Annotated in this window: 18 protein-coding genes; 14 read left to right on the forward strand and 4 right to left on the reverse strand. The window is 71.7% G+C overall.

What is annotated here, in order from left to right:
- Positions 1-52: 52 nt before the first annotated feature.
- The 6 genes from ACWGDX_RS27275 (at position 53) to holA (ending at position 7184) form a co-directional block, all read left to right on the forward strand.
- Complete coding sequence (locus ACWGDX_RS27275) at positions 53-898, forward strand: DegV family protein (RefSeq protein WP_453629676.1); 846 nt, start codon at positions 53-55, stop codon at positions 896-898.
- Positions 899-1067: 169 nt separating this feature from the next.
- Positions 1068-1988: a helix-hairpin-helix domain-containing protein gene (locus ACWGDX_RS27280; protein ID WP_453629678.1), complete on the forward strand. Its 921-nt coding sequence runs from the start codon at positions 1068-1070 to the stop codon at positions 1986-1988.
- Positions 1985-4783: a ComEC/Rec2 family competence protein gene (locus ACWGDX_RS27285; protein WP_453629680.1), complete on the forward strand. Its 2799-nt coding sequence runs from the start codon at positions 1985-1987 to the stop codon at positions 4781-4783. The genes ACWGDX_RS27280 and ACWGDX_RS27285 overlap by 4 nt, the downstream gene beginning before the upstream one ends.
- On the forward strand, positions 4780-5664 hold the full coding sequence (locus ACWGDX_RS27290; RefSeq protein ID WP_453629682.1) for a YceI family protein: 885 nt from the start codon (positions 4780-4782) through the stop codon (positions 5662-5664). Before ACWGDX_RS27285 ends, ACWGDX_RS27290 begins: the two co-directional genes overlap by 4 nt.
- Before the next feature lie 171 nt (positions 5665-5835).
- A complete protein-coding gene (locus tag ACWGDX_RS27295; protein WP_363081215.1) occupies positions 5836-6084 on the forward strand; it encodes a hypothetical protein in 249 nt (82 codons plus the stop codon).
- A gap of 107 nt (positions 6085-6191) precedes the next feature.
- Positions 6192-7184, forward strand: coding sequence for a DNA polymerase III subunit delta (gene holA / locus ACWGDX_RS27300; RefSeq protein ID WP_453629684.1), 993 nt, complete (start codon positions 6192-6194; stop codon positions 7182-7184).
- Between the two features lie 276 nt (positions 7185-7460).
- On the opposite strand, the gene rpsT is transcribed toward holA, so the two are convergent.
- Positions 7461-7727, reverse strand: a complete 267-nt coding sequence (gene rpsT / locus ACWGDX_RS27305; RefSeq protein WP_363081217.1) for a 30S ribosomal protein S20 — start codon at positions 7725-7727, stop codon at positions 7461-7463.
- 209 nt (positions 7728-7936) lie between these two features.
- Here rpsT and lepA point away from each other — a divergent pair, with 209 nt between their 5' ends.
- Together lepA and ACWGDX_RS27315 are read left to right on the forward strand one after the other, a co-directional pair.
- Positions 7937-9808 (forward strand): translation elongation factor 4, encoded by a 1872-nt coding sequence (lepA, locus tag ACWGDX_RS27310; RefSeq protein ID WP_453629686.1) that lies wholly within the window; start codon positions 7937-7939, stop codon positions 9806-9808.
- 397 nt (positions 9809-10205) lie between these two features.
- Entirely contained in the window at positions 10206-12095 is a 1890-nt protein-coding gene (locus ACWGDX_RS27315; protein ID WP_453629688.1) for an AMP-dependent synthetase/ligase, read from the forward strand.
- Positions 12096-12321: 226 nt separating this feature from the next.
- On the opposite strand, the gene ACWGDX_RS27320 is transcribed toward ACWGDX_RS27315, so the two are convergent.
- A complete protein-coding gene (locus ACWGDX_RS27320; protein WP_453629690.1) occupies positions 12322-12906 on the reverse strand; it encodes a response regulator in 585 nt (194 codons plus the stop codon).
- 286 nt (positions 12907-13192) lie between these two features.
- Between ACWGDX_RS27320 and ACWGDX_RS27325 the strand changes: the two genes are divergently transcribed.
- On the forward strand, positions 13193-15457 hold the full coding sequence (locus tag ACWGDX_RS27325) for a SpoIIE family protein phosphatase (protein WP_453629692.1): 2265 nt from the start codon (positions 13193-13195) through the stop codon (positions 15455-15457).
- A 110-nt stretch (positions 15458-15567) separates the two neighbouring features.
- Positions 15568-16800, forward strand: a complete 1233-nt coding sequence (gene hemW, locus ACWGDX_RS27330; protein ID WP_453629693.1) for a radical SAM family heme chaperone HemW — start codon at positions 15568-15570, stop codon at positions 16798-16800.
- 105 nt (positions 16801-16905) lie between these two features.
- On the opposite strand, the gene ACWGDX_RS27335 is transcribed toward hemW, so the two are convergent.
- Positions 16906-17751, reverse strand: a complete 846-nt coding sequence (locus tag ACWGDX_RS27335) for a DUF3097 domain-containing protein (RefSeq protein ID WP_453629695.1) — start codon at positions 17749-17751, stop codon at positions 16906-16908.
- Between the two features lie 33 nt (positions 17752-17784).
- The gene (locus tag ACWGDX_RS27340) at positions 17785-18594 is read right to left on the reverse strand and encodes an MBL fold metallo-hydrolase (protein ID WP_453629697.1); all 810 of its coding nucleotides are present in this window, start codon (positions 18592-18594) and stop codon (positions 17785-17787) included.
- Between the two features lie 242 nt (positions 18595-18836).
- On the opposite strand from ACWGDX_RS27340, the gene hrcA reads away from it, so the two are divergent.
- The 4 genes from hrcA to ACWGDX_RS27360 all read left to right on the forward strand — a co-directional run bounded on the left by hrcA (position 18837) and on the right by ACWGDX_RS27360 (position 23140).
- Positions 18837-19853 carry a heat-inducible transcriptional repressor HrcA gene (gene hrcA, locus ACWGDX_RS27345; RefSeq protein ID WP_453629699.1) on the forward strand — a complete coding sequence of 339 codons (1017 nt, stop codon included), beginning with the start codon at positions 18837-18839 and terminating at the stop codon, positions 19851-19853.
- On the forward strand, positions 19854-20990 hold the full coding sequence (gene dnaJ / locus ACWGDX_RS27350; RefSeq protein WP_363081223.1) for a molecular chaperone DnaJ: 1137 nt from the start codon (positions 19854-19856) through the stop codon (positions 20988-20990).
- A 300-nt stretch (positions 20991-21290) separates the two neighbouring features.
- Complete coding sequence (locus ACWGDX_RS27355; RefSeq protein WP_453629701.1) at positions 21291-22406, forward strand: nitronate monooxygenase; 1116 nt, start codon at positions 21291-21293, stop codon at positions 22404-22406.
- Positions 22403-23140 carry a 16S rRNA (uracil(1498)-N(3))-methyltransferase gene (locus tag ACWGDX_RS27360; RefSeq protein ID WP_453629703.1) on the forward strand — a complete coding sequence of 246 codons (738 nt, stop codon included), beginning with the start codon at positions 22403-22405 and terminating at the stop codon, positions 23138-23140. The genes ACWGDX_RS27355 and ACWGDX_RS27360 overlap by 4 nt, the downstream gene beginning before the upstream one ends.
- Positions 23141-23195 lie beyond the last annotated feature (55 nt).

Genomic DNA, 23195 nt, shown 5'->3' on the forward strand with positions numbered 1-23195 from the left:
TGGGACGGGGCCGGGCTGCCGACGGGGGGCGACGACGGGTAACCTCCCGCTCATGTCCCGCCATGTCGCGATCGTCACCGATTCCACGGCCTACTTGCCGCCGCAGACGATGGAGCGGCACGGCATCACCGCGGTGCCGCTGACCGTCGTACTCGGTGACCGCGCGCTGGAGGAGGGCACCGAGATCTCGGCCCGTTCGCTGGCCCTGGCCCTCCAGAAGCGGCGCTCCGTGACCACCTCGCGGCCCAGCCCCGATGTCTTCGCCGCCGCGTACCGTACGGCGGCGGAGGCCGGCGCGACCGGGATCGTCTCCCTGCATCTTTCGGCCGAGTTCTCCGGGACGTACGACGCCGCCCTGCTCGCGGCGAAGGACGCGCCCGTGCCGGTGCGGGTGGTGGACACGGGGATGGTGGCGATGGCGCTCGGGTTCTGCGCGCTGGCCGCCGCCGAGGCCGCGGAGGGGAACGGGACGCTGGACGAGGCGGTGGCCGCCGCCGAGAAGCGGGCCGCGGGCACCTCCGCGTATTTCTATGTCGACACGCTGGACTATCTGCGCCGAGGCGGCCGTATCGGCGCGGCCCAGGCGCTGTTGGGCTCGGCGCTGGCGGTGAAGCCGCTGTTGCAGCTGGACGGCGGACGTATCGAGTTGCTGGAGAAGGTGCGTACGGCCTCGAAGGCGATCGCGCGGCTGGAGGAGATCGTCGCCGAGCGGGCGGGCACCAGCCGCGTGGACATCGCCGTACACCATCTCGCGGCGCCGGAGCGGGCCGTGACGCTGGCCGAGCGGCTGCGTGAACGGGTGCCGGGACTGGTGGATCTGCATGTGAGCGAGGTGGGCGCGGTGATCGGGGCGCACACGGGGCCGGGGCTGCTGGGAGCGGTGATCTCGCCGCGCTGAGCGGGGTGCCGTGCCGGGCGTCCAGAGGGCGTCCCAGAGGCTTGTTCGTGGCTCACTCGTAGCCGCCGACCACTCGCACGGGTGATCGGGTTATCCACAATGCGCTTGTCATCCACAGGAATTCGGGCCGCTGAGCGAGGCCGGGCGGAAGTGCCTACCGTTCTGTGGCATGACTCTGCGAACACGCTCCGTGACCAGTGGACCCGGTCGAGCTCCGGGCTCCGATGTCCGTGCCCGTCGTCCGCGCCGCCGCGCGGACGCCCTCTTCGCCGGTCCGCCGGCCGGGGCGGCGGACCCACCGCCCGTGCTCCTCGCGGGAGGTGACGACGAGGGCGGGCGTGCGAGGGACGGCGGGCGTGCGAGGGACGGCAGGCGGGAGCGGGTGGGGCTCGCGCTGCGCGAGCGGCTGCCGATGTGGCTCCAGCTCCGGTGCGGGCTTGAGCCAAGGGCGCTCGCGGCGCTCGCCGTCGTTCTGGTCGTGGCCGCGCTGCTCGCCGCTCAGCACTTCTGGGCCGGACGCCCGCGGTCCGTCCGGGCGCCGGAGACGGTCGGCGCGGCCGGGGCGGTGATGCCTCCGACGGCGTCAGGAGTGCCGGGGGCGCCGGCACCGGAGGAGACGAGCCGCGTCGTCGTGGACGTGGGCGGCGAGGTGCGGAAGCCGGGGGTGCTGCGTCTGCCGACCGGATCGCGGGTCGCCGACGCGCTGCGCGCGGCCGGGGGTGTCAAGCCGGACGCGGACATCACCGGACTCAACCGGGCGAGGGTGCTGATGGACGGCGAACAGGTGGTGGTGGGAGGTCCGGCGCCACCGGGCGCTGAGGGCGGCGGAGTTGGCGGGGGCGGTGGCATAGGTGCCGGCCAGGGCGGTGCCGGTGCCGGTGGTGGTACGGGGGTTCCGGTGCCGGTGAGTCTCAACTCCGCCACGGTGGAGCAGCTCGACACGCTTCCCGGAGTGGGGCCCGTGCTCGCGCGGCACATCATCGACTACCGCACCGAGCACGGAGGATTCCGGTCCGTCGGGGAACTCCGCGAGGTCAACGGGATCGGCGCGCGCAGGTTCGCGGACCTTCAGCCGCTCGTACGGCCATGACGCGCCGCCCGGCCGACCCGGCGTCCGGTCACCTTGCCGATCCCCGCCCCGCCGATCCCCGTCCCGCCGATCCCCGCCCCGCCGATCGCGCGGGCCCGGCGCACCCGCGTCAGGAGGGCCCGGCCGATCTGCGGCTGGTTCCGCTCGCGGCGGCGGCCTGGGCCGCGGCGGCCCTGGCGGTGGGTGCTCCAGGGCGGTGGACCGCTGCCGGCGTGCTGGTGTGTCTGGCGGTGGCCGGGGTGCTGCTGGTGTGGTCCGGGTCCTCCCGGTCCGGTGCGGGACAGGGCCGGCGGCTCAACGGTGTCGCCGTCGCGGGAGCGCTGCTGTGCGCCGCGGCGGGTGCGGCGTCCGCCGGGCTGCACACCGCGGATCCGCACCGGGGGCCGGTGCCGGGCCTCGCGGAGCGGTATGCCCGGGTCACCGCGGAGCTGACGGTCACCTCCGACCCCCGGCCCACGCGCCCGAGAGTCCTCGGGGACCGGATGTCCGGCGGAGGGTTCGTCCTGGACGCGGATCTCACCCTGCTGACGGGGCCCGACGGCCGGACCACCAGGGGACGGACACCCGTTCTGGTGCTCTCCGGACCCGGTGAGCACGCGGGCCGATGGCAGCGGCTGCTGCCCTCCACCCGGCTGCGGCTGACCGGGCGGCTCTCACCCCCGTTGCACACGGACGACCCCTACGCGGCGACCCTGCGGGTGGAAGGGAAGGGACCGCCGCGTGCGATCGGGGAGCCGACCCGTCTCCAGCGGGTGGCCGGGGAACTGCGCGCCGGGCTGCGCGAGGCGACCCAAGGGCTTGAACCGGACGCCCGCGCCCTGCTCCCGGGGCTGGTCGTCGGCGACACCTCACGCGTACCGCCCGAACTGCACGACGCGTTCAAGGCGACCGATCTCACGCATCTGCTCTCCGTCTCCGGAAGCAATCTGACGGTGGTACTCGCTCTGCTGATCGGGCCACCGGGGCTGGCCATGAGAGCCGAACGGCGCGGGCTCGCGCCACGGTTGAGGATCTCGCTGCGATGGACCGCGCTGTTAGGCGGGGCGCTCACGCTCGGCTTCGTGGTCGTCTGCCGGCCGGAGCCCAGTGTGCTGCGGGCCGCCGCCTGCGGACTGATCACTCTGCTCGCCATCGGGACGGGCCGCCGCAGGACGCTCATTCCGGCGCTGGCCGCCGCCGTTCTGCTGCTGGTGCTGTACGACCCCTGGCTGGCGCGCAGTTACGGCTTCCTTCTCTCCGTGCTGGCCACCGGCGCGCTGCTCACGATCGCGCCTCGGTGGAGCGACGCGCTGCGCCGGCGCGGGGTGCCGGCCGGGGTGGCCGAGGCGCTCGCCGCGGCAGGTGCCGCCCAGGCCGTGTGCGCGCCCGTGGTGGCCGTGTTCGCGGCCACGTTCAGCCTGGTGGCGATCCCGTGCAATCTCCTGGCCGAGGTGGCGGTGGCCCCGGCGACGGTGCTCGGTTTCGCCGCCCTGGCCATGGCGCCGCTCGCGATGCCCGTGGCGGAGGGACTGGCCCGGTGCGCGGGCTGGCCCGCGGGCTGGATCGCCTCCGTCGCCCGCGGCGGCGCGGCGCTGCCCGGCGCGGGGATCACCTGGCCGGGCGGCTGGTGGGGCGGACTGCTGCTCGTCGCGCTGACCGTCCTGGTCCTGCTCGCCGTACGACGGATCCCGCGCCACCCGTGGACGGCCGCGGCGTGTGCCGTGTTCCTGCTCCTCGCCGTCGTGCGACCGCCTTCGGTCACCCGGCTCGTCACCGGCTGGCCGCCGCCCGGCTGGACGTTCGCGATGTGCGACGTCGGGCAGGGCGACACCATCGTGCTCGCGGCGGGCGAGGGGACGGCCGTGGTCGTGGACGCCGGCCCCGAACCAGGGCCGCCCGACCGCTGTCTGCGGGAACTCGGCGTCACACGTGTTCCGCTGCTGCTGCTCACCCACTTCCACGCCGACCATGTCCGTGGTCTCCCCGGGGTGCTGCGGGGCAGGGCGGTCGGTGCGATCCAGACGACGACCTCGGAAGAGCCGCCGGAACAGGCCGCGTTCGTACGGAGAACCGCCGCGGCGGCGGGGGTGCCCGTCGTCCGCGCCCGGCCCGGGGAGCAGCGGCGGATCGGGCCGCTCACCTGGCGCGTGCTGTGGCCGAGGGCCGGCTCTCCCGTCACCGTCGGGGAGCCGAACGACTCCAGCGTCACCCTCCATGTACGGATCGCCCGGGGGCCCGCGCTGCTGCTTCTCGGTGATCTCGAACCACCCGCCCAGCAGGGGCTGCTGGGTGACCATCCGGAGCTGCCCCCGGTGGATGTGCTCAAGGTGGCCCATCATGGCTCGCCGTTCCAGGACCCGGCCCTGCTCCGTACGGTCCGGCCCCGGCTCGCGCTGATCTCCGCCGGGCGGGACAACCCGTACGGCCATCCGGCGCCCCGGACCGTGGAGGCGCTCCGCGCCGGGGGAGCGGCCGTGCTGCGTACCGACACGGACGGGTCGATCGCGGTGGTGGGCGCGGGGGCGGAGCTGAGGGCGGTGCCCCGGGAGGGCCCGAGCGGTCCCCGGGCGGCGCGCGCGGCGTTTTCCGGCCCTACCGTGATCGTTCCGGGCTGCGACGCCACCAGATCCCGGAGCTCCGGCAACCCTCCGTCGGCGGTGTGTAGTAGCCGAGTTCGCTACCTGTCCGTACGTTTGCCTCGAACAGCGCATGGGTGGTCGAATGCCTACTCGTCAAGGGTCGCCGCCCCGACAAGGACGTCCGGCCGTGCGCGGCCCCGCAGAGCCCGATCGCACAGGGGTACGTACACACCATGATCACGCGCCTTATCGGCCGACGGACGGCCGCTCAGCAGAGAAACAACACACTTGCCGGGCTGTCCGTGCCACCCGGTGCGGGTCTGCTGAGCTGCCGTGTTCTCGATCCTGTCAACGAACCGGTCGTGCGGGGCGAGTTCACGGTGAGCGACAGCGGCGGCCGTAAGATCGTGAGCGGTGAGACCGACCCCTTCGGCACGATCGTGGCGATGGTGCCCTTCGGGGAGTACCGGCTGGCCATCTCGGCCGACAGCTTCACCCCGTACCGGGGCAATGTGTATGTCACCGACGGAGGTGACTCCGGCGGCCTCGGGGACATCACGCTCCAGATAGCCCCCTCGCTTCCGCTGCCCGCCCCCGGGGAGTGGGAGATCGAACCGGCCCACTCCCGGATCGGTTTCATCGCCCGGCACATCGGACTCGCGCGTGTGCACGGCCGGTTCGACAACTTCGCCGGGGCGATCAGGATCGGCGACACGATGGACCAGTCCGCGATGCATGTCGTCATCGGTGCCGCGTCGATCGACACCAGCGTGCAGATGCGCGACGACCATCTGCGCTCCGCCGACTTCCTCGATGTGGCCAACTATCCGACGCTGGAGTTCTACAGCGACCGCATCGCGCACCGGGGCGGCAACAACTGGGCGATCACCGGGGCGCTCACGCTCCATGGCGTCACCCGTACGATCACCCTCGAAGCCCAGTACCTCGGTATCGGCAACGGCATGGAGGGCGAGACCCGCGCCGCCATCCGCGCCACCACCGAACTGCACCGCGAGGACTACACCGTCAACTGGCAGTCCATGCTGGCGCGGGGCATCGCGGTCGTCGGCTCCAGCATCAAGATCGAGATGGATATCCAGATCATCCCCAAGAGCTGAGCGCGCCCACCCCGGAGTGACCGGGCCCCGGGCCCCGAAGCAGCCCGCCCCCGAAGCAGCCCGCCCCCGAAGCAGCCCGCCCCCGAAGCAGCCCGCCCCGGAGGCCGGGTACCCGCCCAGGGTGGCCGGGACCGGCTGGGACCGGCCGGGACCGGCTGGAAGAATACGGCCGTGAGTGATGTGAGACATGTGCTGGTACTGCCCGACCGTGATGCCGCCGAGGAGGTGGCGGAGGCGCTGGGCGAGCGGTTCGGGGTGACCGAGGAACCGCAGTTGGTACGGGACGCCCTGGCCGGCGAGGACGACGCCGAGGACGCCCAGTGGCTGGTGGTCGTGGAGGACCCGGAGGCACGGATGGACGGCGCGGCGCTGGACGCGTTCGTGGCGGACTGGGACGGCTGGCGGGAAGAGGCGTACTGACAGCACGTACCGGCAGACGCTGACGTACGGCAGGCGCGCTGACGCCGTGCGGGCCGCCGGCTGTCCGCGGCGTCGGCTGTCGGTGGTGCGTGCGATGCTGGACCGCGATGGCCACCAGAAAGTCTTCCCCCGACGACCTCCTCGCCCCGCTCACCCTGGCCGTGGGCCAGGAGGACCTGCTGCTCGACCGCGCCGTGCAGCAGGTGGTGGCGGCGGCCCGCGCCGCCGACGCCGACACGGATGTACGCGACCTCACCTCCGACCAGCTCCAGCCCGGCACTCTCGCCGAGCTGACCAGCCCTTCGCTCTTCGCCGAGCGCAAGGTCGTCGTCGTGCGGAACGCGCACGACCTCTCCGCCGACACGATCAAGGACGTCAAGTCCTATCTCGACGCCCCCGCCGAGGAGATCACCCTCGTCCTGCTGCACGCGGGAGGGGCCAAGGGCAAGGCGCTGCTGGACGCCGCACGCAAGGCGGGCGCCCGTGAGGTCGCCTGTCCCAAGACGACCAAGCCCGCCGAGCGGCTCACCTTCGTACGGTCCGAGTTCCGCGCGCTGGGCCGCTCGGCCACCCCGGAGGCCTGCCAGACGCTGGTCGACTCCGTCGGCAGCGATCTGCGCGAGCTGGCGAGCGCCGTCTCCCAGCTCACCGCCGATGTCGAGGGCACGATCGACGAGGCGGTCGTCGGCCGCTACTACACGGGCCGCGCCGAGGCCTCCAGCTTCACCGTCGCGGACCGCGCGGTGGAGGGCAGGGCGGCGGACGCCCTCGAAGCGCTGCGCTGGTCGCTGTCGACGGGGGTCGCTCCCGTACTGATCACCAGCGCCCTGTCCCAGGGGGTACGGGCGATCGGCAAGCTGTCGTCCGCGCGTGGCGGCAGGCCCGCGGATCTCGCCCGTGAACTGGGGATGCCGCCCTGGAAGATCGACCGGGTGCGTCAGCAGATGCGCGGCTGGACCCCGGACGGGGTGGCGACGGCGCTGCGGGCCGTCGCCGAGGCCGACGCCGGCGTCAAGGGCGGCGGTGACGACCCCGAGTACGCGCTGGAGAAGGCGGTCGTCGCCATCGCCCGTGCCGCACGCTCCGGCCGACCGGGCTGACCGGGCTGACCACGTAGGCTTGACCGGTCCTCGCCCGCCCGCCGAGGGCAAGGCACCCGAGGGCAGGACACCCGGAGACATGACGAAGGCCCCGGCCCGTCCTGGGGAAGGACGGCACCGGGGCCTCGACGTCAATCGATGAACTCGCACCCGCGTGGCGAACGCAGTCGCGTGCGAGTTCGGGAGTGCCGGTCCGGAGCGGTAGAGAGGGCCCGCTGAGTCCCTTCCGGCGGTCAGACGGTCGAACGGTCAAGACGGTCGGACCGAGCGAGTGGCTCAGCCCTGAAGGGAAGAGACCTTCGAGGCCAGCGCCGACTTCTTGTTGGCGGCGGCGTTCTTGTGGATGACGCCCTTCGAGACAGCCTTGTCGAGCTTGCGGGAGGCCTCACGAGCGGCCACAGTGGCCTTCTCGACGTCGCCCGCGGCAGCGGCCTCACGGGCCTTGCGGATCGCGGTCTTGAGCGACGACTTGACAGCCTTGTTGCGCAGGCGTGCCTTCTCGTTGGTCTTGTTCCGCTTGATCTGGGACTTGATGTTCGCCACGTTTAATACAGCCTTTTCAGCTTTGATGAATCACTAACTGAACCCGTCCCGCGCCGAGACGGCACGAGACACAGCTCACCACGCTACCAGCCACCCTCCGACCCGCCCAAACCGGGCGCAGTCCCGCACCCATGGGACGATGGAGGCTACGTATCGCTCCGAGTCGACCCGAGACGAGACGCCGCGCGTCTCAAGAATCAGGACCCTGCGTGCCCGCGACCCCTACCCACGTGCCAGAGCCGAGCCGTACGGACCCGGCGCTGCTCCGTAACTTCTGCATCATCGCGCACATCGACCACGGCAAGTCGACGCTCGCCGACCGGATGCTCCAGTTGACCGGAGTCGTCGATTCGCGGCAGATGCGCGCCCAGTACCTCGACCGCATGGACATCGAGCGCGAACGCGGAATCACGATCAAGTCCCAGGCGGTCCGGCTGCCCTGGGCCCCCAACACGGGTGAGGACCAGGGGAAGACCCATATCCTCAACATGATCGACACGCCGGGCCACGTGGACTTCACCTATGAGGTGTCCCGTTCGCTCGCGGCCTGCGAGGGCACGGTCCTCCTGGTGGACGCCGCCCAGGGCATCGAGGCGCAGACCCTCGCCAACCTCTATCTGGCGATGGAGAACGACCTCACCATCGTCCCGGTGCTGAACAAGATCGACCTGCCGGCCGCCCAGCCGGAGAAGTTCTCCGAGGAACTGGCCAATCTCATCGGCTGTCAGCCCGAGGACGTCCTCAAGGTGTCGGCGAAGACGGGTGTCGGCGTCGACGCCCTGCTCGACCGGGTGGTGGCGGACGTCCCGGCCCCGGTCGGCGTCGCGGACGCACCCGCCCGCGCGATGATCTTCGACTCCGTCTATGACTCCTACCGCGGAGTCGTGACCTACGTACGAGTCATCGACGGCCAGCTCAACAAGCGCGAGCGGATCCGGATGATGTCCACCGGCGCCACGCACGAGCTGCTGGAGATCGGTACGAACTCGCCGGAGATGCTCCCGGCGGACGGTCTGGGCGTCGGCGAGGTCGGCTATCTGATCACGGGCGTGAAGGACGTACGGCAGTCCAAGGTCGGTGACACGATCACCACCCTGAACAAGGGCGCGACCGAGGCGCTGGGCGGCTACAAGGACCCCAAACCGATGGTGTTCTCCGGCCTCTATCCGCTGGACGGCTCGGACTACCCCGAGCTGCGCGACGCCCTCGACAAGCTCCAGCTCAACGACGCGGCGCTGGTCTACGAGCCGGAGACCTCCGCGGCTCTCGGATTCGGCTTCCGTGTCGGCTTCCTCGGGCTGCTGCACCTCGATGTGATCCGTGAGCGGCTGGAGCGTGAGTTCGGCCTCGATCTGATCGCCACCGCTCCCAACGTCGTCTACCGCGTGCTGATGGAGGACGGTAAGGAGCACATCGTCACCAATCCGAGCGAATTCCCGGAGGGGAAGATCGACTCGGTGCACGAGCCGGTCGTACGGGCCACGATCCTCGCCCCCAGCGAGTTCATCGGTTCGATCATGGAGCTGTGCCAGACCCGGCGCGGCGCGCTGCTCGGTATGGACTATCTCTCCGAGGACCGGGTCGAGATCCGCTACACGCTGCCGCTCGCCGAGATCGTCTTCGACTTCTTCGACCAGCTCAAGTCGAAGACCCGGGGCTACGCCTCGCTCGACTACGAGCCCACCGGGGAGCAGACGGCCCAGCTCGTCAAGGTCGACATCCTGCTGCACGGCGACAAGGTCGACGCCTTCTCGGCCATCACCCACCGGGACCAGGCCTACGCGTACGGGGTGCGGCTCGTCGCCAAACTGCGCGAGCTGATCCCGCGCCAGGCCTTCGAGGTGCCCATCCAGGCCGCCATCGGCTCCCGGGTGATCGCCCGTGAGACCATCCGCGCCATCCGCAAGGACGTCCTCGCCAAGTGCTACGGCGGTGACATCTCGCGTAAGCGGAAGCTGCTGGAGAAGCAGAAGGAGGGCAAGAAGCGGATGAAGATGGTCGGCAGCGTGGAGGTTCCGCAGGAGGCCTTCATCGCGGTGCTCTCCAGCGACGAGTCCGCCGGGGGCAAGGGCAAGAAGTAGCCCCTCCGCGCGGTGCGTCACGGGTCCTCACGCTGTGGTGTGAGGGCCCGTTCCCGTTGGACCGCGAGTGTGGGCGGGCCTGCGGGCGTGGGCGGACCGCGGGCGTGGGGTGGACCGCGGGTGTGCGCGGTGTGTACGGATACGGGCGTACGCCCGTGCGAGCGGTCCGGGATAAGCGAGCGGTCCGGGATACGGGCGTACGCCCGCGCGGGTGCACGCCCGGTACCGGCGGGTTCGTTTTGAAGCGGCGCCCCGCTGCCCCTTACGTACCGGCTGGGTGCCCTCTAGTCTGATCACTGATCCCGTAGTTACTCACCAGTTAGTTACCTCTCAGTCACTGTCACACCCAGTCGGTCGGATCAGTCACGCAGCGCAGCGCGCGGGCCCGGAGGATGTCGTGAGCGACACACAGAACTTGATCGAGAACCGGCCGCCCTCCGTGGCGACCCTCTTCATTGAGCGCGTGACGGCCACGCCGGACGCGGAGGCCTATCGCCATCCCGTCCCCCGCACCACGGGCCAGGGCCCCGACGAGTGGCGCTCGCTGAGCTGGGGCCAGGCGGCGGAACGGGTGTACGCGGTGGCCGCCGGTCTGATCGCGCTGGGCGTCCAGCCCGAGGAGCGGGTCGCGCTCGCCTCCGCCACCCGGGTCGAGTGGATCCTCGCCGACCTCGGGGTGATGTGCGCGGGCGCCGCGACCACCACGGTCTACCCCTCGACCAATGCCGAGGAGTCCGCCTACATCCTCGCCGACTCCGGCAGCCGGGTCCTGATCGCGGAGGACGCCGCGCAGCTCGCCAAGGCCCGCGAGCGGCGGGGCGAGCTGCCGTACCTCGCGCATGTCGTCGTGATCGACGCGGCCGACGCGCTGCCCGCCGAGGGCGACCCGGACGGCTGGGTGCTCTCCCTGGCCGATCTGGAGGCGCGCGGCACGGAGTATCTGGTCACGCACCCGGAGGCGGTCAAGGAGCGGGTCGGCGCCATCACGTCCACCCAGCTCGCCACCCTGATCTACACCTCGGGCACCACCGGCCGCCCCAAGGGGGTACGGCTGGCGCACGACAGTTGGTCGTACATGGCCAAGGCCACCGCGAGCACCGGTCTGATCTCCAGGGACGACGTCCAGTATCTGTGGCTGCCGCTCGCCCATGTCTTCGGCAAGGTGCTGACATCGGGGCAGATCGAGGTCGGGCATGTCACCGCCGTGGACGGGCGCGTCGACAAGATCATCGAGAATCTGCCGGTGGTCCGGCCCACATACATGGCCGCCGTACCGCGGATCTTCGAGAAGGTCTACAACGGGGTCGCGGCCAAGGCGCGGGGCGGCGGTCCCGCCAAGTACAAGATCTTCCAGTGGGCCGCCGGGATCGCCCGTGAGTACGCCAAGGTCTCCCAGGACAACTTCCGGCGTACGGGCACGGCGTCCGTGCCGTTCGCCCTCGGGGCCAAGCACAAGGTCGCCGACGCGCTCGTCTACGCGAAGCTGCGCGAGGCGTTCGGCGGGCGGCTGCGGGCCGCGGTCTCCGGCTCCGCGGCACTCGCGCCCGACATCGGTTACTTCTTCTCCGGCGCCGGGATCCACATCCTGGAGGGGTACGGACTGACGGAGTCCAGCGCCGCCAGTTTCGTCAACCCGGGGGAGGCGTACCGTACGGGCACGGTCGGCAAGCCGCTGCCCGGTACGGAGGTCCGGATCGCCGACGACGGCGAGATCCTGCTGCGCGGCCCGGGGATCATGGCCGGATACCACGGGCTGCCCGAGAGGACCGCGGAGGTGCTGGAGCCGGACGGCTGGTTCCACACCGGCGATATCGGCGAGCTGTCCCCCGACGGCTATCTGCGGATCACCGACCGCAAGAAGGACCTGATCAAGACGTCGGGCGGCAAGTACATCGCACCGGCCGAGGTCGAGGGCCAGTTCAAGGCGGTGTGCCCGTTCGTCTCCAACATCCTGGTGCACGGGGCGGACCGCAACTTCTGTACGGCGCTGATCGCGCTCGACGAGCCCACGATCCTCGGCTGGGCCGCCGAGCACGGTCTGGGCGGCAGACCGTACGCCGATGTGGTCGCCTCCGCGCAGGTCCAGCAGCTGATCGACGGCTATGTGAAGCGGCTGAACGGGGGCCTCCAGCGCTGGCAGACGATCAAGAGGTTCCGGCTGCTGCCGCGCGATCTGGATATCGAGCACGGTGAGCTGACACCGAGCCTCAAGCTCAAGAGGCCGGTGGTGGAGCGGGAGTACAAGCATCTGATCGAGGAGATGTACGAGGGGTCCCGGGAGGCCTGAGCGCGCGCGAGGGGCCCAGCACACGACGGAACCGCGAGGCACGGCGGAACCCCGCGGGGCACGGGCCCGAGCGGCGCGCAAGGCCGCGTGGACCCGAGCCGGCGCGGCGCGGTGCCTGAGCGACGCCTCAGCGGCCCGGGGCCCGAACGGCGCGAAGCCCGAACGGCGCGTGAGCGGCGCCCGAGCCGCGTGGGCCCGAGCGGCGCGCGGGGTGCGGCCCCGCGTGCTACTCGGCCCGCTCGCGGCGCAGTTCGCCCAGGGTGTCTCCTATTCGGTCGAGCTGCCGCCCGAGCGCCGCCAGATCGTTCGGAGCGCCACGCCGTAACTCCTCCTCGATCGAGGACAGCCGGCCCGCGATCTCCCCGAGATGCTCCTGCTCCCGCGCCAGCATCCGCTCCAACTGCCGGTTCTTCCGGTGCAGATCGAGGAAGACACCGACCTTGGCCCGTAACACCCACGGGTCGAAGGGCTTGGTCAGAAAGTCCGCCGCGCCCGTGGCATACCCGCGGAACGCGTAACCGCTGTCTGACTCCGGCCCGTTCAGAAAGATGATCGGGACGTCCTTGACGTGGTCCAGCCGCTTGATCCGGGAAGCCGTCTCGAAACCGTCCATGTCCGGCATACGGACGTCCAGCAGGACCAACGCGAACGGCTGCCGCAGCAGTTCCCCCATCGCCTCCTCGCCCGAACGGGCCCGTACGAGTGTCACGTCCAGGGAACCGAGCACCGCTTCCAGCGCGACGAGGTTGTCCTCCATGTCATCGACGAGAAGGATGGTCGCGCGTTCCACGGCGGCTGTTGACCTGCTCATCCGGCTCTCCTTGTCGGCCCTCGGCCCTCGCCTGTCGGCCAGCGGGGCAAGACTGCTCTGTCCGGCGCGTTTTCGCACGTCGTTCCCCGGGGTTTGCCCGCCGTGTTGTCAACCCGTGTCCTCGGCCATACCGTCCCTGTCCCAGGAGGGCGCCGGACCTCGGCCGTTCACCAACTCCAGGCAAATATCCGCCCACTTCGATGACTCGGTGCATATGGACGCCCTCCGTCTGTCACTCTGTCGGGATCGTAAGTGGCACAACACCAGAACGGGATCAGGAGCCGCAGTGGGGCCCATTCCGATTCCGCGCGAGTCGCTGCACCGGTCGGCACCGGAGGTGTCGTTACGACAGGACGCGCGGTCGACGTCACGTACCAGCCTGCCCGGGAACCCGCTCGCGCCGTCCGCCGCGCGCCGGTTCGTACGCGCCACGCTGGCCGACTGGACCAGCCAGGGGAAGCTGGCCACCTGTACCTTCTGCCGGGGCGACGGGGGATGTCCGCCGGGGCGGCACAGCACCGATCTGCTCGCGGACGACGCGGTGGTCATCGTCAGCGAACTCGTCACCAACGCGGTGGTGCACGCGGGGACCACCGTCGAACTGCTCTGCCGTCACGAGACGGCCGCCGAGGACCCCTCGGGGACGGGGGTGGAGCCGGCCGCGCTGGTCCTCGAAATCTCCGACCACCACCCCGCGCGCGCCATACAGAGCGACGCGCGGGGCCAGGCGCCGTCCGGCACCCCGGAGTACGGCCGGGGGCTGCAACTCGTCGCCTCCCTCGCCGAACGGTGGGGCATCACCTACCGGCCCGGACTCAAGACCGTCTGGGCCCGGCTGCCGCTCGAAGGAAGGGAGGCGGGCCCCGGCCGCTCCGCCGAACCCGCGCTGCGCCGGGGACTGCGCGCCGCGGAGATCCTCGCGCCCTCGTCGCGGCGCTCCGTACGGGACGACCCCGACTGGGTGGGCCGCGGCGCGCTCTCCTTTCTCGCCGAGGCCTCCGAACTGCTCGCGGGCCAGCTCGACGAGGACCTGATCGCGGCGCTCGCGGGGCAGTTGCTGGTGCCGCGGCTCGCGGACTGGTGCGCGGTCTGGCTGGACAGCGAGAGCGCGCAGGCGGGTACGGCACCCCGGCTCGCGCGCGTCTGGCACGCCGACGAGTCCAGGACCGGGCAACTGCGCGCGGTCCTGGAGAAGGAACCGCCGCGGCTGCCCGATCTGCCGAGGGGCGGCCCGGTACGGGTGCCATGGCCGGGCGACTGGGGCGCCGGGGACGGCGGTGCGTCCGGCGCGGACGGCACGGAGACGGGCGCCACGGGTACGGGCGGTACGGCTGCGGGCGCTGGTACGGGCGCCGGTACGGGCGGTACCGAGACGTCCGGGTCCGGCGGCGGACCGGACGCGAGGAGACCGGACGCGGAAGCGGGTGCCGAAGCGGAAGCCGAGGCCCAAGCCGAAACGGAAGCGGAAGCGGACGCGGGCGCCGGCACGGGCATGGATGCGGAGTCGGCGGCCGGGACGGAAGCCGGGGCGGACGGTGGGCCGGGGGAGGGCTCAGCGCTCGCCTGCCGGCTTGTCGCGAATGGCCGCGCGCTCGGCACCCTGATGCTCGGCCGGCCGGGCGGGACGGGTGTCCCCGACGATGTCACCGCCCTCGTGGAGGACTTCGCGCGACGCGTCGCCCTCGCCATTGGCGCGGCCCGCCGCTACACCCGTCAGGTCACCATCAGCCGTGTACTCCAGCGCGGCCTGCTGCCCAGCCAGGTCGCGCGGATACCCGGCGTCGCCAGTTCCCTGGTGTACGAGCCGAGCGACGACGGTCTCGCGGGCGGGGACTTCTACGACGTCTTCCCGTGCCCGCCGGGCGACCGCTGGTGCTTCATGCTCGGCGATGTCCAGGGCAGCGGCCCGGAGGCGGCCGTCGTCACCGGGCTCGCCCGCCCCTGGCTGCGGCTGCTGGCCCGCGAGGGCTACCGCGTCGGGGCGGTCCTCGACCGGCTCAACCGGCTGCTTCTCGACGACGCCACGGAGGCGGCGGAATCGGCGTCCCTGATGGTCGCGGCGGCAGCCGCGGCCGGTCCCTCTCCCGCCAGGCCCGGTTCCGTCCCGGGAGCGGCCGAGGGCGGTGGACAGCCGCGCTTCCTGTCGCTGCTTTACGGGGAGCTGATGCCGCTGCCGGGGGAGGGCGGCGGCGTACGGTGCACGCTCGCGAGCGCCGGTCATCCGCTGCCGCTGCTCCTGCGGCCCGACGGGACGGTACGGCCGGCCGCGGAGCCGCAGCTGCTGCTCGGGGTCGTCGAGAAGGTCGCGTACGAGAGCCGTACGTTCCATCTGGAGCCCGGCGACACGCTGCTCTGTGTCACCGACGGTGTGACGGAGCGGCGCTCCGGGCCGCTGATGTTCGACGACGGTGACGGGCTCGCGCGGGCGCTGGCGGGGTGCGTGGGGCTGTCGGCGCAGGGCGTCGCGGACCGGATACGACGGGCGGTGCACGAGTTCGGCGACACACCGCCCGGGGACGATCTGGCGCTGCTGGTGCTTCAGGCGGAGTGACCCGGGGGAGGGCGGACACCGAGAGGCGAGAACAGGCGGGCACCGAGGGGACCGAGGGGGTGAGAACACCGGCGGGCCGCGCGACCCGCCGGGTACGGGACACTGGGGGTATGCCTTCCGCACTGCCCGACGGTGACCCCATGCCCGAGACCGGAGCGCTGCCCCCGCACGCGCTGGCGGGCGCGGCGGACCGGCCCCTCGGCTTCTATCTGCACGTTCCGTACTGCGCGACCCGCTGCGGCTACTGCGACTTCAACACGTACACGGCGACCGAGCTGCGCGGCTCGGGCGGCGTGCTGGCGTCCCGCGACAACTACGCCGAGACACTCGTCGACGAGATACGGCTGGCCAGGAAGGTGCTGGGCGACGATCCGAGGCAGGTCCGTACGGTGTTCGTCGGCGGCGGTACGCCGACACTCCTCGCGGCCGGGGACCTCGTACGGATGCTGAGCGCGATCCGGGACGAGTTCGGGCTCGCGGACGGCGCGGAGATCACCACGGAGGCGAATCCGGAATCGGTCGATCCGGCGTATCTGGCGGCGCTGCGGGAGGGCGGCTTCAACCGGATCTCGTTCGGGATGCAGAGCGCGAAGCAGCACGTACTGAAGGTCCTGGACCGTACGCACACCCCAGGGCGGCCCGAGGAGTGTGTCGCGGAGGCCCGCGCGGCCGGGTTCGAGCATGTGAACCTCGATCTGATCTACGGCACGCCGGGGGAGAGCGACGACGACTGGCGCGAGTCGCTGGCGGCGGCGGTGGGAGCGGGGCCCGACCATGTCTCGGCGTACGCGCTGATCGTGGAGGAGGGCACGGGACTGGCGCGGCGGATCCGGCGCGGTGAGGTCCCGATGACGGACGACGACGAGCACGCGGACCGGTATCTGATCGCGGACGCGGTCCTGGCGGAGGCGGGCTTCTCCTGGTACGAGGTGTCCAACTGGGCCACCTCGGAGGCGGCCCGCTGTCTGCACAACGAGCTGTACTGGCGCGGCGCGGACTGGTGGGGCGCGGGTCCCGGCGCCCACAGCCATGTCGGCGGGGTGCGCTGGTGGAACGTGAAGCATCCGGGGGCGTACGCGGCGGCGCTGGCGGAGGGCCGCTCGCCCGGCGCGGGCCGGGAGATCCTCTCCGCGGAGGACCGCCGGGTGGAACGCGTCCTGCTGGAGCTGCGTCTGTCCGCCGGCTGCGAGCTGTCCCTCCTGCGCCCGGACGGTCTGACCGCCTCGCGCCGGGCCCTGGCCGACGGCCTGCTGGAGCCGCTCCCGTACGAGCGGGGCCGGGCGGTCCTGACGCTACGGGGCCGCCTCCTGGCGGACGCGGTGGTCAGGGACCTGGTGGACTGACCGGCGCGGACCGAGCACGCGCGAGCGGCAGTACGTACTGCTCACCGAAACGTACCGCTCACCGCATCGAACCGGCCCGGCAGCGGGGAGGCCGCCGATCACCGGTCAGGCGTCACGGCCGGCCGTGTCATCGCCGGCCGTGACGAAGTCGATCAGTTCTTCCACCCGGCCCAGCAGCGCGGGCTCCAGGTCTCTGAAGGTCCGTACCCGCGACAGTACGTACTGCCACGCCGCCCCCGTGTTCTCGGGCCAGCCCAGCGCGCGGCAGACGCCCGTCTTCCAGTCCTCGCCCCTCGGGACCGAGGGCCATCCGGGGATGCCCACCGACGACGGCTTCACCGCCTCCCAGACGTCGATGTACGGGTGACCCGCCACCAGGACGTCCGGGCCGGTCACCGCGGCGGCGATACGGGACTCCTTCGAGCCCGGCACGAGATGGTCGACCAGCACACCCAGCCGGGCGTCCGGCGCCGGGCCGAACTCGGCGACGACAGCCGGAAGGTCGTCGATACCGCCCAGATACTCGACGACCACGCCCTCGACGCGCAGATCGTCGCCCCACACCTTCTCCACCAGTTCGGCGTCGTGGCGGCCCTCGACATAGATACGGCCGGCCCGTGCCACCCGCGCACGGGCCCCGGGCACGGCCACGGAGCCGGAGGCCGTACGGGTCGGGCGGGCCGGGCCCCCCGCCGTCGGGCGCACCAGGGTGACCACCCGCCCGTCCAGCAGGAACCCGCCGGGGACGAGCGGGAACACCCGGTGCTTGCCGAACCGGTCCTCCAGCGTGACCGTCGGACCCTCCGCGGTCTTCTCGCAGCGGACCACCGCACCGCAGAATCCCGTCGACACCTCCTCGACCACCAGATCCGGATCCGGCTCCGCCGGGACCTCGGGCGCGGGCGTGGACTTCTTCCACGGAGGCGTCAGATCGGGGCTGTAGCTACGCATTCGCAAGACGATAGGCCGCACCGGCCGGTACGGCTACGACACCCCGAACCGCGTCGCCAGCGCGTCGCGTTGTGCCCGTACGAACGCCGCGTCCACCACCGCGCCGTGTCCCGGCACATACACCGCGTCCTCGCCCCCCAGCGTCAGCAGCCGGTCCAGGGCGGCCGGCCAGCGCCCCGGGACGGCGTCGGGGCCCGCCTGCGGCTCACCGGACTCCTCCACCAGATCGCCGCAGAAGACCACGGAAGGCGCCCCCGAAGCCCCCGCCACCAGCACCGCCAAGTCGTGCGCCGTATGCCCGGGTCCCGCGTTCACCAGTACCGCCCGGCGCCCACCGCCCAGTTCCAGGGTGAGCAGCCCCGACACCTCGTGCCGGGGTGCCACCAGCCCGTCCACCGCCCGCGCCGTCTCCTCCGCGTCCGCCCCGAGCCGTACGGCCTCCTCGAACAGACTCGATGCACCAGACACACCCGTCGTATCAGGCATACCAGGCAGACCGGACGGGCCGGACGGGCCGGACGGGCCCGAGCCGCCCGGCGCCAGCAGCCGCGCCATGCCCACCGCCCCGTACACCTCCGCCCCCGGGAACGCGGCCGTCCCCAGCACATGGTCGAAGTGGGGGTGGCTGAGTGCGATATGCGTCACGTGCCGGCCGCCGCCCAGCAGGGCCCGTACCCCGGCGGCGAGTTCGGCGCCCTCACGGACCGTCGAGCCCGTGTCGTACAGCAGGACGGCGTCCGTGCCCACGACCAGTCCGGCCGTCGCGTCCCACCCCGGCAGCCGTCGCCGCCCCACTCCCGGGGCCAGCCGCTCCCACCCGTGTTCTTCCCAACAGACGTCCATACCAGGACGCTACGGGACGGTACGGAAACGGCGCCGCCGCCGATACGCCGGATCGGGCGGTATCGTGTTCGGCCGCTCTTGCTCCGGGTGTACCCCACGGCCGTACACTTACGGGGGGAGTGTTGGCACTCCCCGTGAGCGAGTGCCAAGAAGAGTGTCAAGAAGTTGCCAAGAAGTGAGTAGCAGGACCGGAACGACCGCGGAACGGCCCGGCACGACGACCAGAGCTGGAGGTGTGCGCCATGCTCAGCGAACGCAGACTCGAGGTGCTGCGCGCCATCGTCCAGGACTATGTCGGCACCGAGGAGCCCGTCGGCTCCAAGGCGCTCACCGAGCGCCACAAGCTCGGTGTCTCACCGGCGACCGTCCGCAATGACATGGCGGTGCTGGAGGACGAGGGCTTCATCGCCCAGCCGCACACCAGCGCGGGACGCATCCCGACCGACAAGGGCTACCGGCTCTTCGTCGACAAGCTGGCCGGTGTCAAGCCGCTGTCCTCGCCGGAGCGCCGTGCCATCCAGAACTTCCTGGACGGCGCCGTCGACCTCGACGACGTCGTGGGCCGTACGGTCCGGCTGCTGGCGCAGCTCACCCGGCAGGTCGCCGTCGTCCAGTACCCCTCGCTGACCCGCTCGACGGTGCGGCACGTGGAGCTGCTGGCGCTCGCGCCCGCCCGGCTGATGCTCGTCCTGATCACGGACACGGGACGGGTCGAGCAGCGCATGGTCGACGCTCCCGCGCCCTTCGGCGAGACCTCGCTCGCGGATCTCCGGGCCCGGCTCAACAGCCGGATCGTCGGACGCCGCTTCGCGGATGTCCCGCAGCTCGTGCAGGACCTGCCCGACTCCTTCGAGCAGGAGGACCGCGGTGTGGTGTCCACCGTGCTCGCGACCCTGCTCGAAACCCTGGTCGAGGAGACCGAGGAGCGGCTGGTGATCGGCGGTACGGCCAACATCACCCGTTTCGGACACGACTTCCCCCTGACCATCCGGCCGGTGCTGGAGGCGCTGGAGGAGCATGTGGTGCTCCTCAAGCTGCTCGGCGAGGCCAAGGATCCCGGCATGACCGTACGTATCGGGCACGAGAACGCCCATGAGGGCCTCAACTCCACGTCCGTCGTCGCGGTCGGCTACGGTTCTGGCGACGAGGCAGTCGCCAAACTCGGCGTGGTCGGACCGACCCGCATGGACTACCCCGGAACGATGGGAGCGGTACGCGCAGTGGCACGTTACGTCGGACAGATCCTGGCGGAGTCGTAAGTGGCCACGGACTATTACGCCGTACTCGGCGTACGCCGCGACGCATCTCAGGACGAGATCAAGAAGGCATTCCGGCGGCTCGCGCGCGAGCTGCATCCGGATGTCAATCCCGATCCCAAGACGCAGGAGCGCTTCAAGGAGATCAACGCCGCGTACGAGGTGCTGTCGGACCCGCAGAAGAAACAGGTCTACGACCTCGGCGGGGACCCCCTCTCGGCGAACGGGGGCGGGGGCGCCGGCGGCTTCGGGGCCGGTGGCTTCGGCAACTTCTCCGACATCATGGACGCGTTCTTCGGCACGGCGTCGCAGCGCGGTCCCAGATCGCGGACGCGGCGCGGCCAGGACGCGATGATCCGGCTGGAGATCGACCTCAACGAGGCGGCCTTCGGCACGACGAAGGACATCCAGGTCGACACGGCCGTCGTCTGTACGACCTGTTCCGGCGAGGGCGCGGCGCCCGGCACCTCGGCGCAGACCTGTGACATGTGCCGTGGCCGCGGCGAGGTCTCGCAGGTCACCCGGTCCTTCCTGGGCCAGGTCATGACCTCGCGGCCGTGCCCGCAGTGCCAGGGCTTCGGTACGGTCGTGCCGACCCCGTGCCCCGAGTGCGCGGGCGACGGACGTATCCGCTCCCGCCGTACGCTCACGGTCAAGATCCCGGCCGGTGTCGACAACGGCACCCGCATCCAGCTCGCGGGTGAGGGCGAGGTCGGCCCCGGCGGCGGCCCCGCCGGTGATCTGTACGTCGAGATCCATGAGCTGGCGCACTCGGTGTTCCAGCGGCGCGGCGACGATCTGCACTGCACGGTCACCATCCCGATGACGGCGGCGTCGCTGGGCACGAAGTGCCCGCTGGAGACGCTGGACGGGATGGAGGAGATCGACGTACGGCCGGGCACGCAGTCGGGCCAGTCGATCCCGCTGCACGGCCGGGGCATCACGCATCTGCGCGGTGGCGGCCGGGGCGATCTGATCGTGCATGTCGAGGTGATGACCCCGTCGAAGCTGGACCCGGAGCAGGAGCGGCTGCTGCGCGAGCTGGCGAAGCTGCGCGGCGAGGAGCGCCCCACGGGCCAGTTCCAGCCGGGTCAGCAGGGTCTGTTCTCGCGGTTGAAGGACGCGTTCAACGGCCGGTAGGGCTGTGGCTGGTGGGTGGTTTGCCGGGCTGGGGGTCCGGGGGTGGTCCCCCGGGTGGTGCTGTCAGCCGGGCCGGCGGGGTCTGTTCTCGCGGCTGAAGGACGCGTTCAACGGCCGGTAGGCCGGCGGCCGATAGGAACGGTTCTCGCGGCTGAAGGCGTGTTCGACGCCGACAGGTTGTTGTGGGCCGGCGTTCAGGGATTTCTCTGGACGTCGGCCTTTTTGCGCGGCCGTTTCAGCGGCCCCGCCAGGTGCGGCACCGATTCGGAGCTGTCACGGAGGGCATGGCACCATGCCTCCATGTCCTCCGCACTGACCGATCTCTGCCGGTATCCGATCGTGCAGGCCCCCATGGCGGGCGGCGCCTCCTGCCCCCAGCTCGCCGCGGCTGTCTGCGAGGCCGGCGGTCTCGGGTTCCTCGCCGCCGGGTACAAGACGGCGGACGGTATGTACGAAGAGGTCAAACAGCTGCGCGGGCTGACCGGTCAGCCCTTCGGGATCAATCTCTTCATGCCGCAGCAGCACAGCGCCGACCGCGCGACCATCGAGGTCTACCGCAATCAGCTCGCCGGTGAGGCGACCTGGTACGAGACACCGCTCGGCGATCCCGAGGCCGGACGGGACGACGGCTACGAGGCCAAACTCGCGATCCTGCTCGACGACCCGGTGCCGGTCGTCTCCTTCACCTTCGGATGTCCGACCAGGTCCACCCTGGACGCGCTGGCCCGCGCCGGAACGTACACCGTGGTCACGGTGACCACACCCGAGGAGGCGCAGACCGCGCAGTGGTCGGGCGCCGACGCCGTCTGTGTCCAGGGCGTCGAGGCCGGCGGACACCAGGGCACCCACCGCGACGACCCCGCCGTCGACGGCGCGGGCATAGGGCTGCTCTCACTGATCGCCCAGGTCAAGGAGGCCGTACAGCTTCCGATCGTCGCCGCGGGCGGGCTGATGCGCGGCGGTCAGATCGCGGCGGCGCTCGCGGCCGGCGCGGACGTGGCGCAGCTCGGTACGGCGTTTCTGGTGTGCCCCGAGTCCGGCGCGAACGTACTGCACAAACAAGCCATGACCAACCCGCTGTTCGTACGGACCGAGCTGACCCGGGCGTTCTCCGGCCGGCCCGCCCGTGGTCTGGTCAACCGCTTCATGCGCGAGCACGGCCCGTACGCCCCGGCCGCCTACCCCGAGGTGCACCATCTCACCTCCGGACTGCGCAAGGCCGCCGCCCGGGTGGGCGATCCGCAGGGGATGGCGCTCTGGGCGGGACAGGGCCACCGGATGGCCCGTGAACTGCCCGCCGGCCAGCTCGTCGAGGTGCTGGAGGCCGAACTCGAAGCGACCCGGGCCTCGTTGGCCACCGGCCTGGGCAATGGCCTGGGCAAAGGCCAGGGCAGCGGCGTGGGCACCGCCTCGTGACCGCGCCGGTCTTCGTCGTCGAGGACGGCGCACTGCGCGTGGGCACGGTCACGCTCGACGGCGCCGAGGGGCGTCACGCCGTCTCCGTAAGGAGGCTGCGCGTCGGCGAGGAGATCGTACTGACCGACGGCGCGGGCACCGGCGCGTACGGGACGGTCGCCGCCGTCGAGGGCAAGGACCGGCTGGATGTGGCGGTCACGGAGGTACGGACCGAGGCGGAGCCCTCGCCCGGGATCACCGTCGTCCAGGCGCTGCCCAAGGGGGACCGCGGGGAACTGGCCGTCGAGACGATGACGGAGACCGGCGTCGACACGATCGTGCCGTGGCAGGCCGCGCGCTGCGTCACCCGGTGGAAGGGCGAGCGGGGCGCCAGATCGCTGGCCAAATGGCGGGCCACGGCGCGCGAGGCGGGCAAGCAGTCGCGCAGGCTGCGCTTTCCCGAGGTCACCGGTCCCATGACCGACAAGCAGGTCGCGGCGCTGCTCGCGGACGCGGACTTCGCCGCCGTCCTGCACGAGGAGGGCAGCGAGCCGCTGGCCACCGCGCCGCTGCCCGCCGATGGCCGGATCGTGCTGGTCGTCGGGCCCGAGGGGGGCGTGTCCCCGGAGGAGTTGGCGGCGTTCGCGGCGGCGGGTGCGAAGCCGTACCGCCTGGGCCGCACCGTACTGCGCACCTCCACCGCCGGGACGGCGGCCACGGCCCTGCTGCTCGGCCGCACCGGTCGCTGGTCCTGAGACGTCCGGGGCGTCCGAGACGTCCCGAGACGTCCGAGGCAGACGTGTGGGGTCT

It is taken from the genome of Streptomyces sp. NPDC055025, assembly GCF_053608565.1.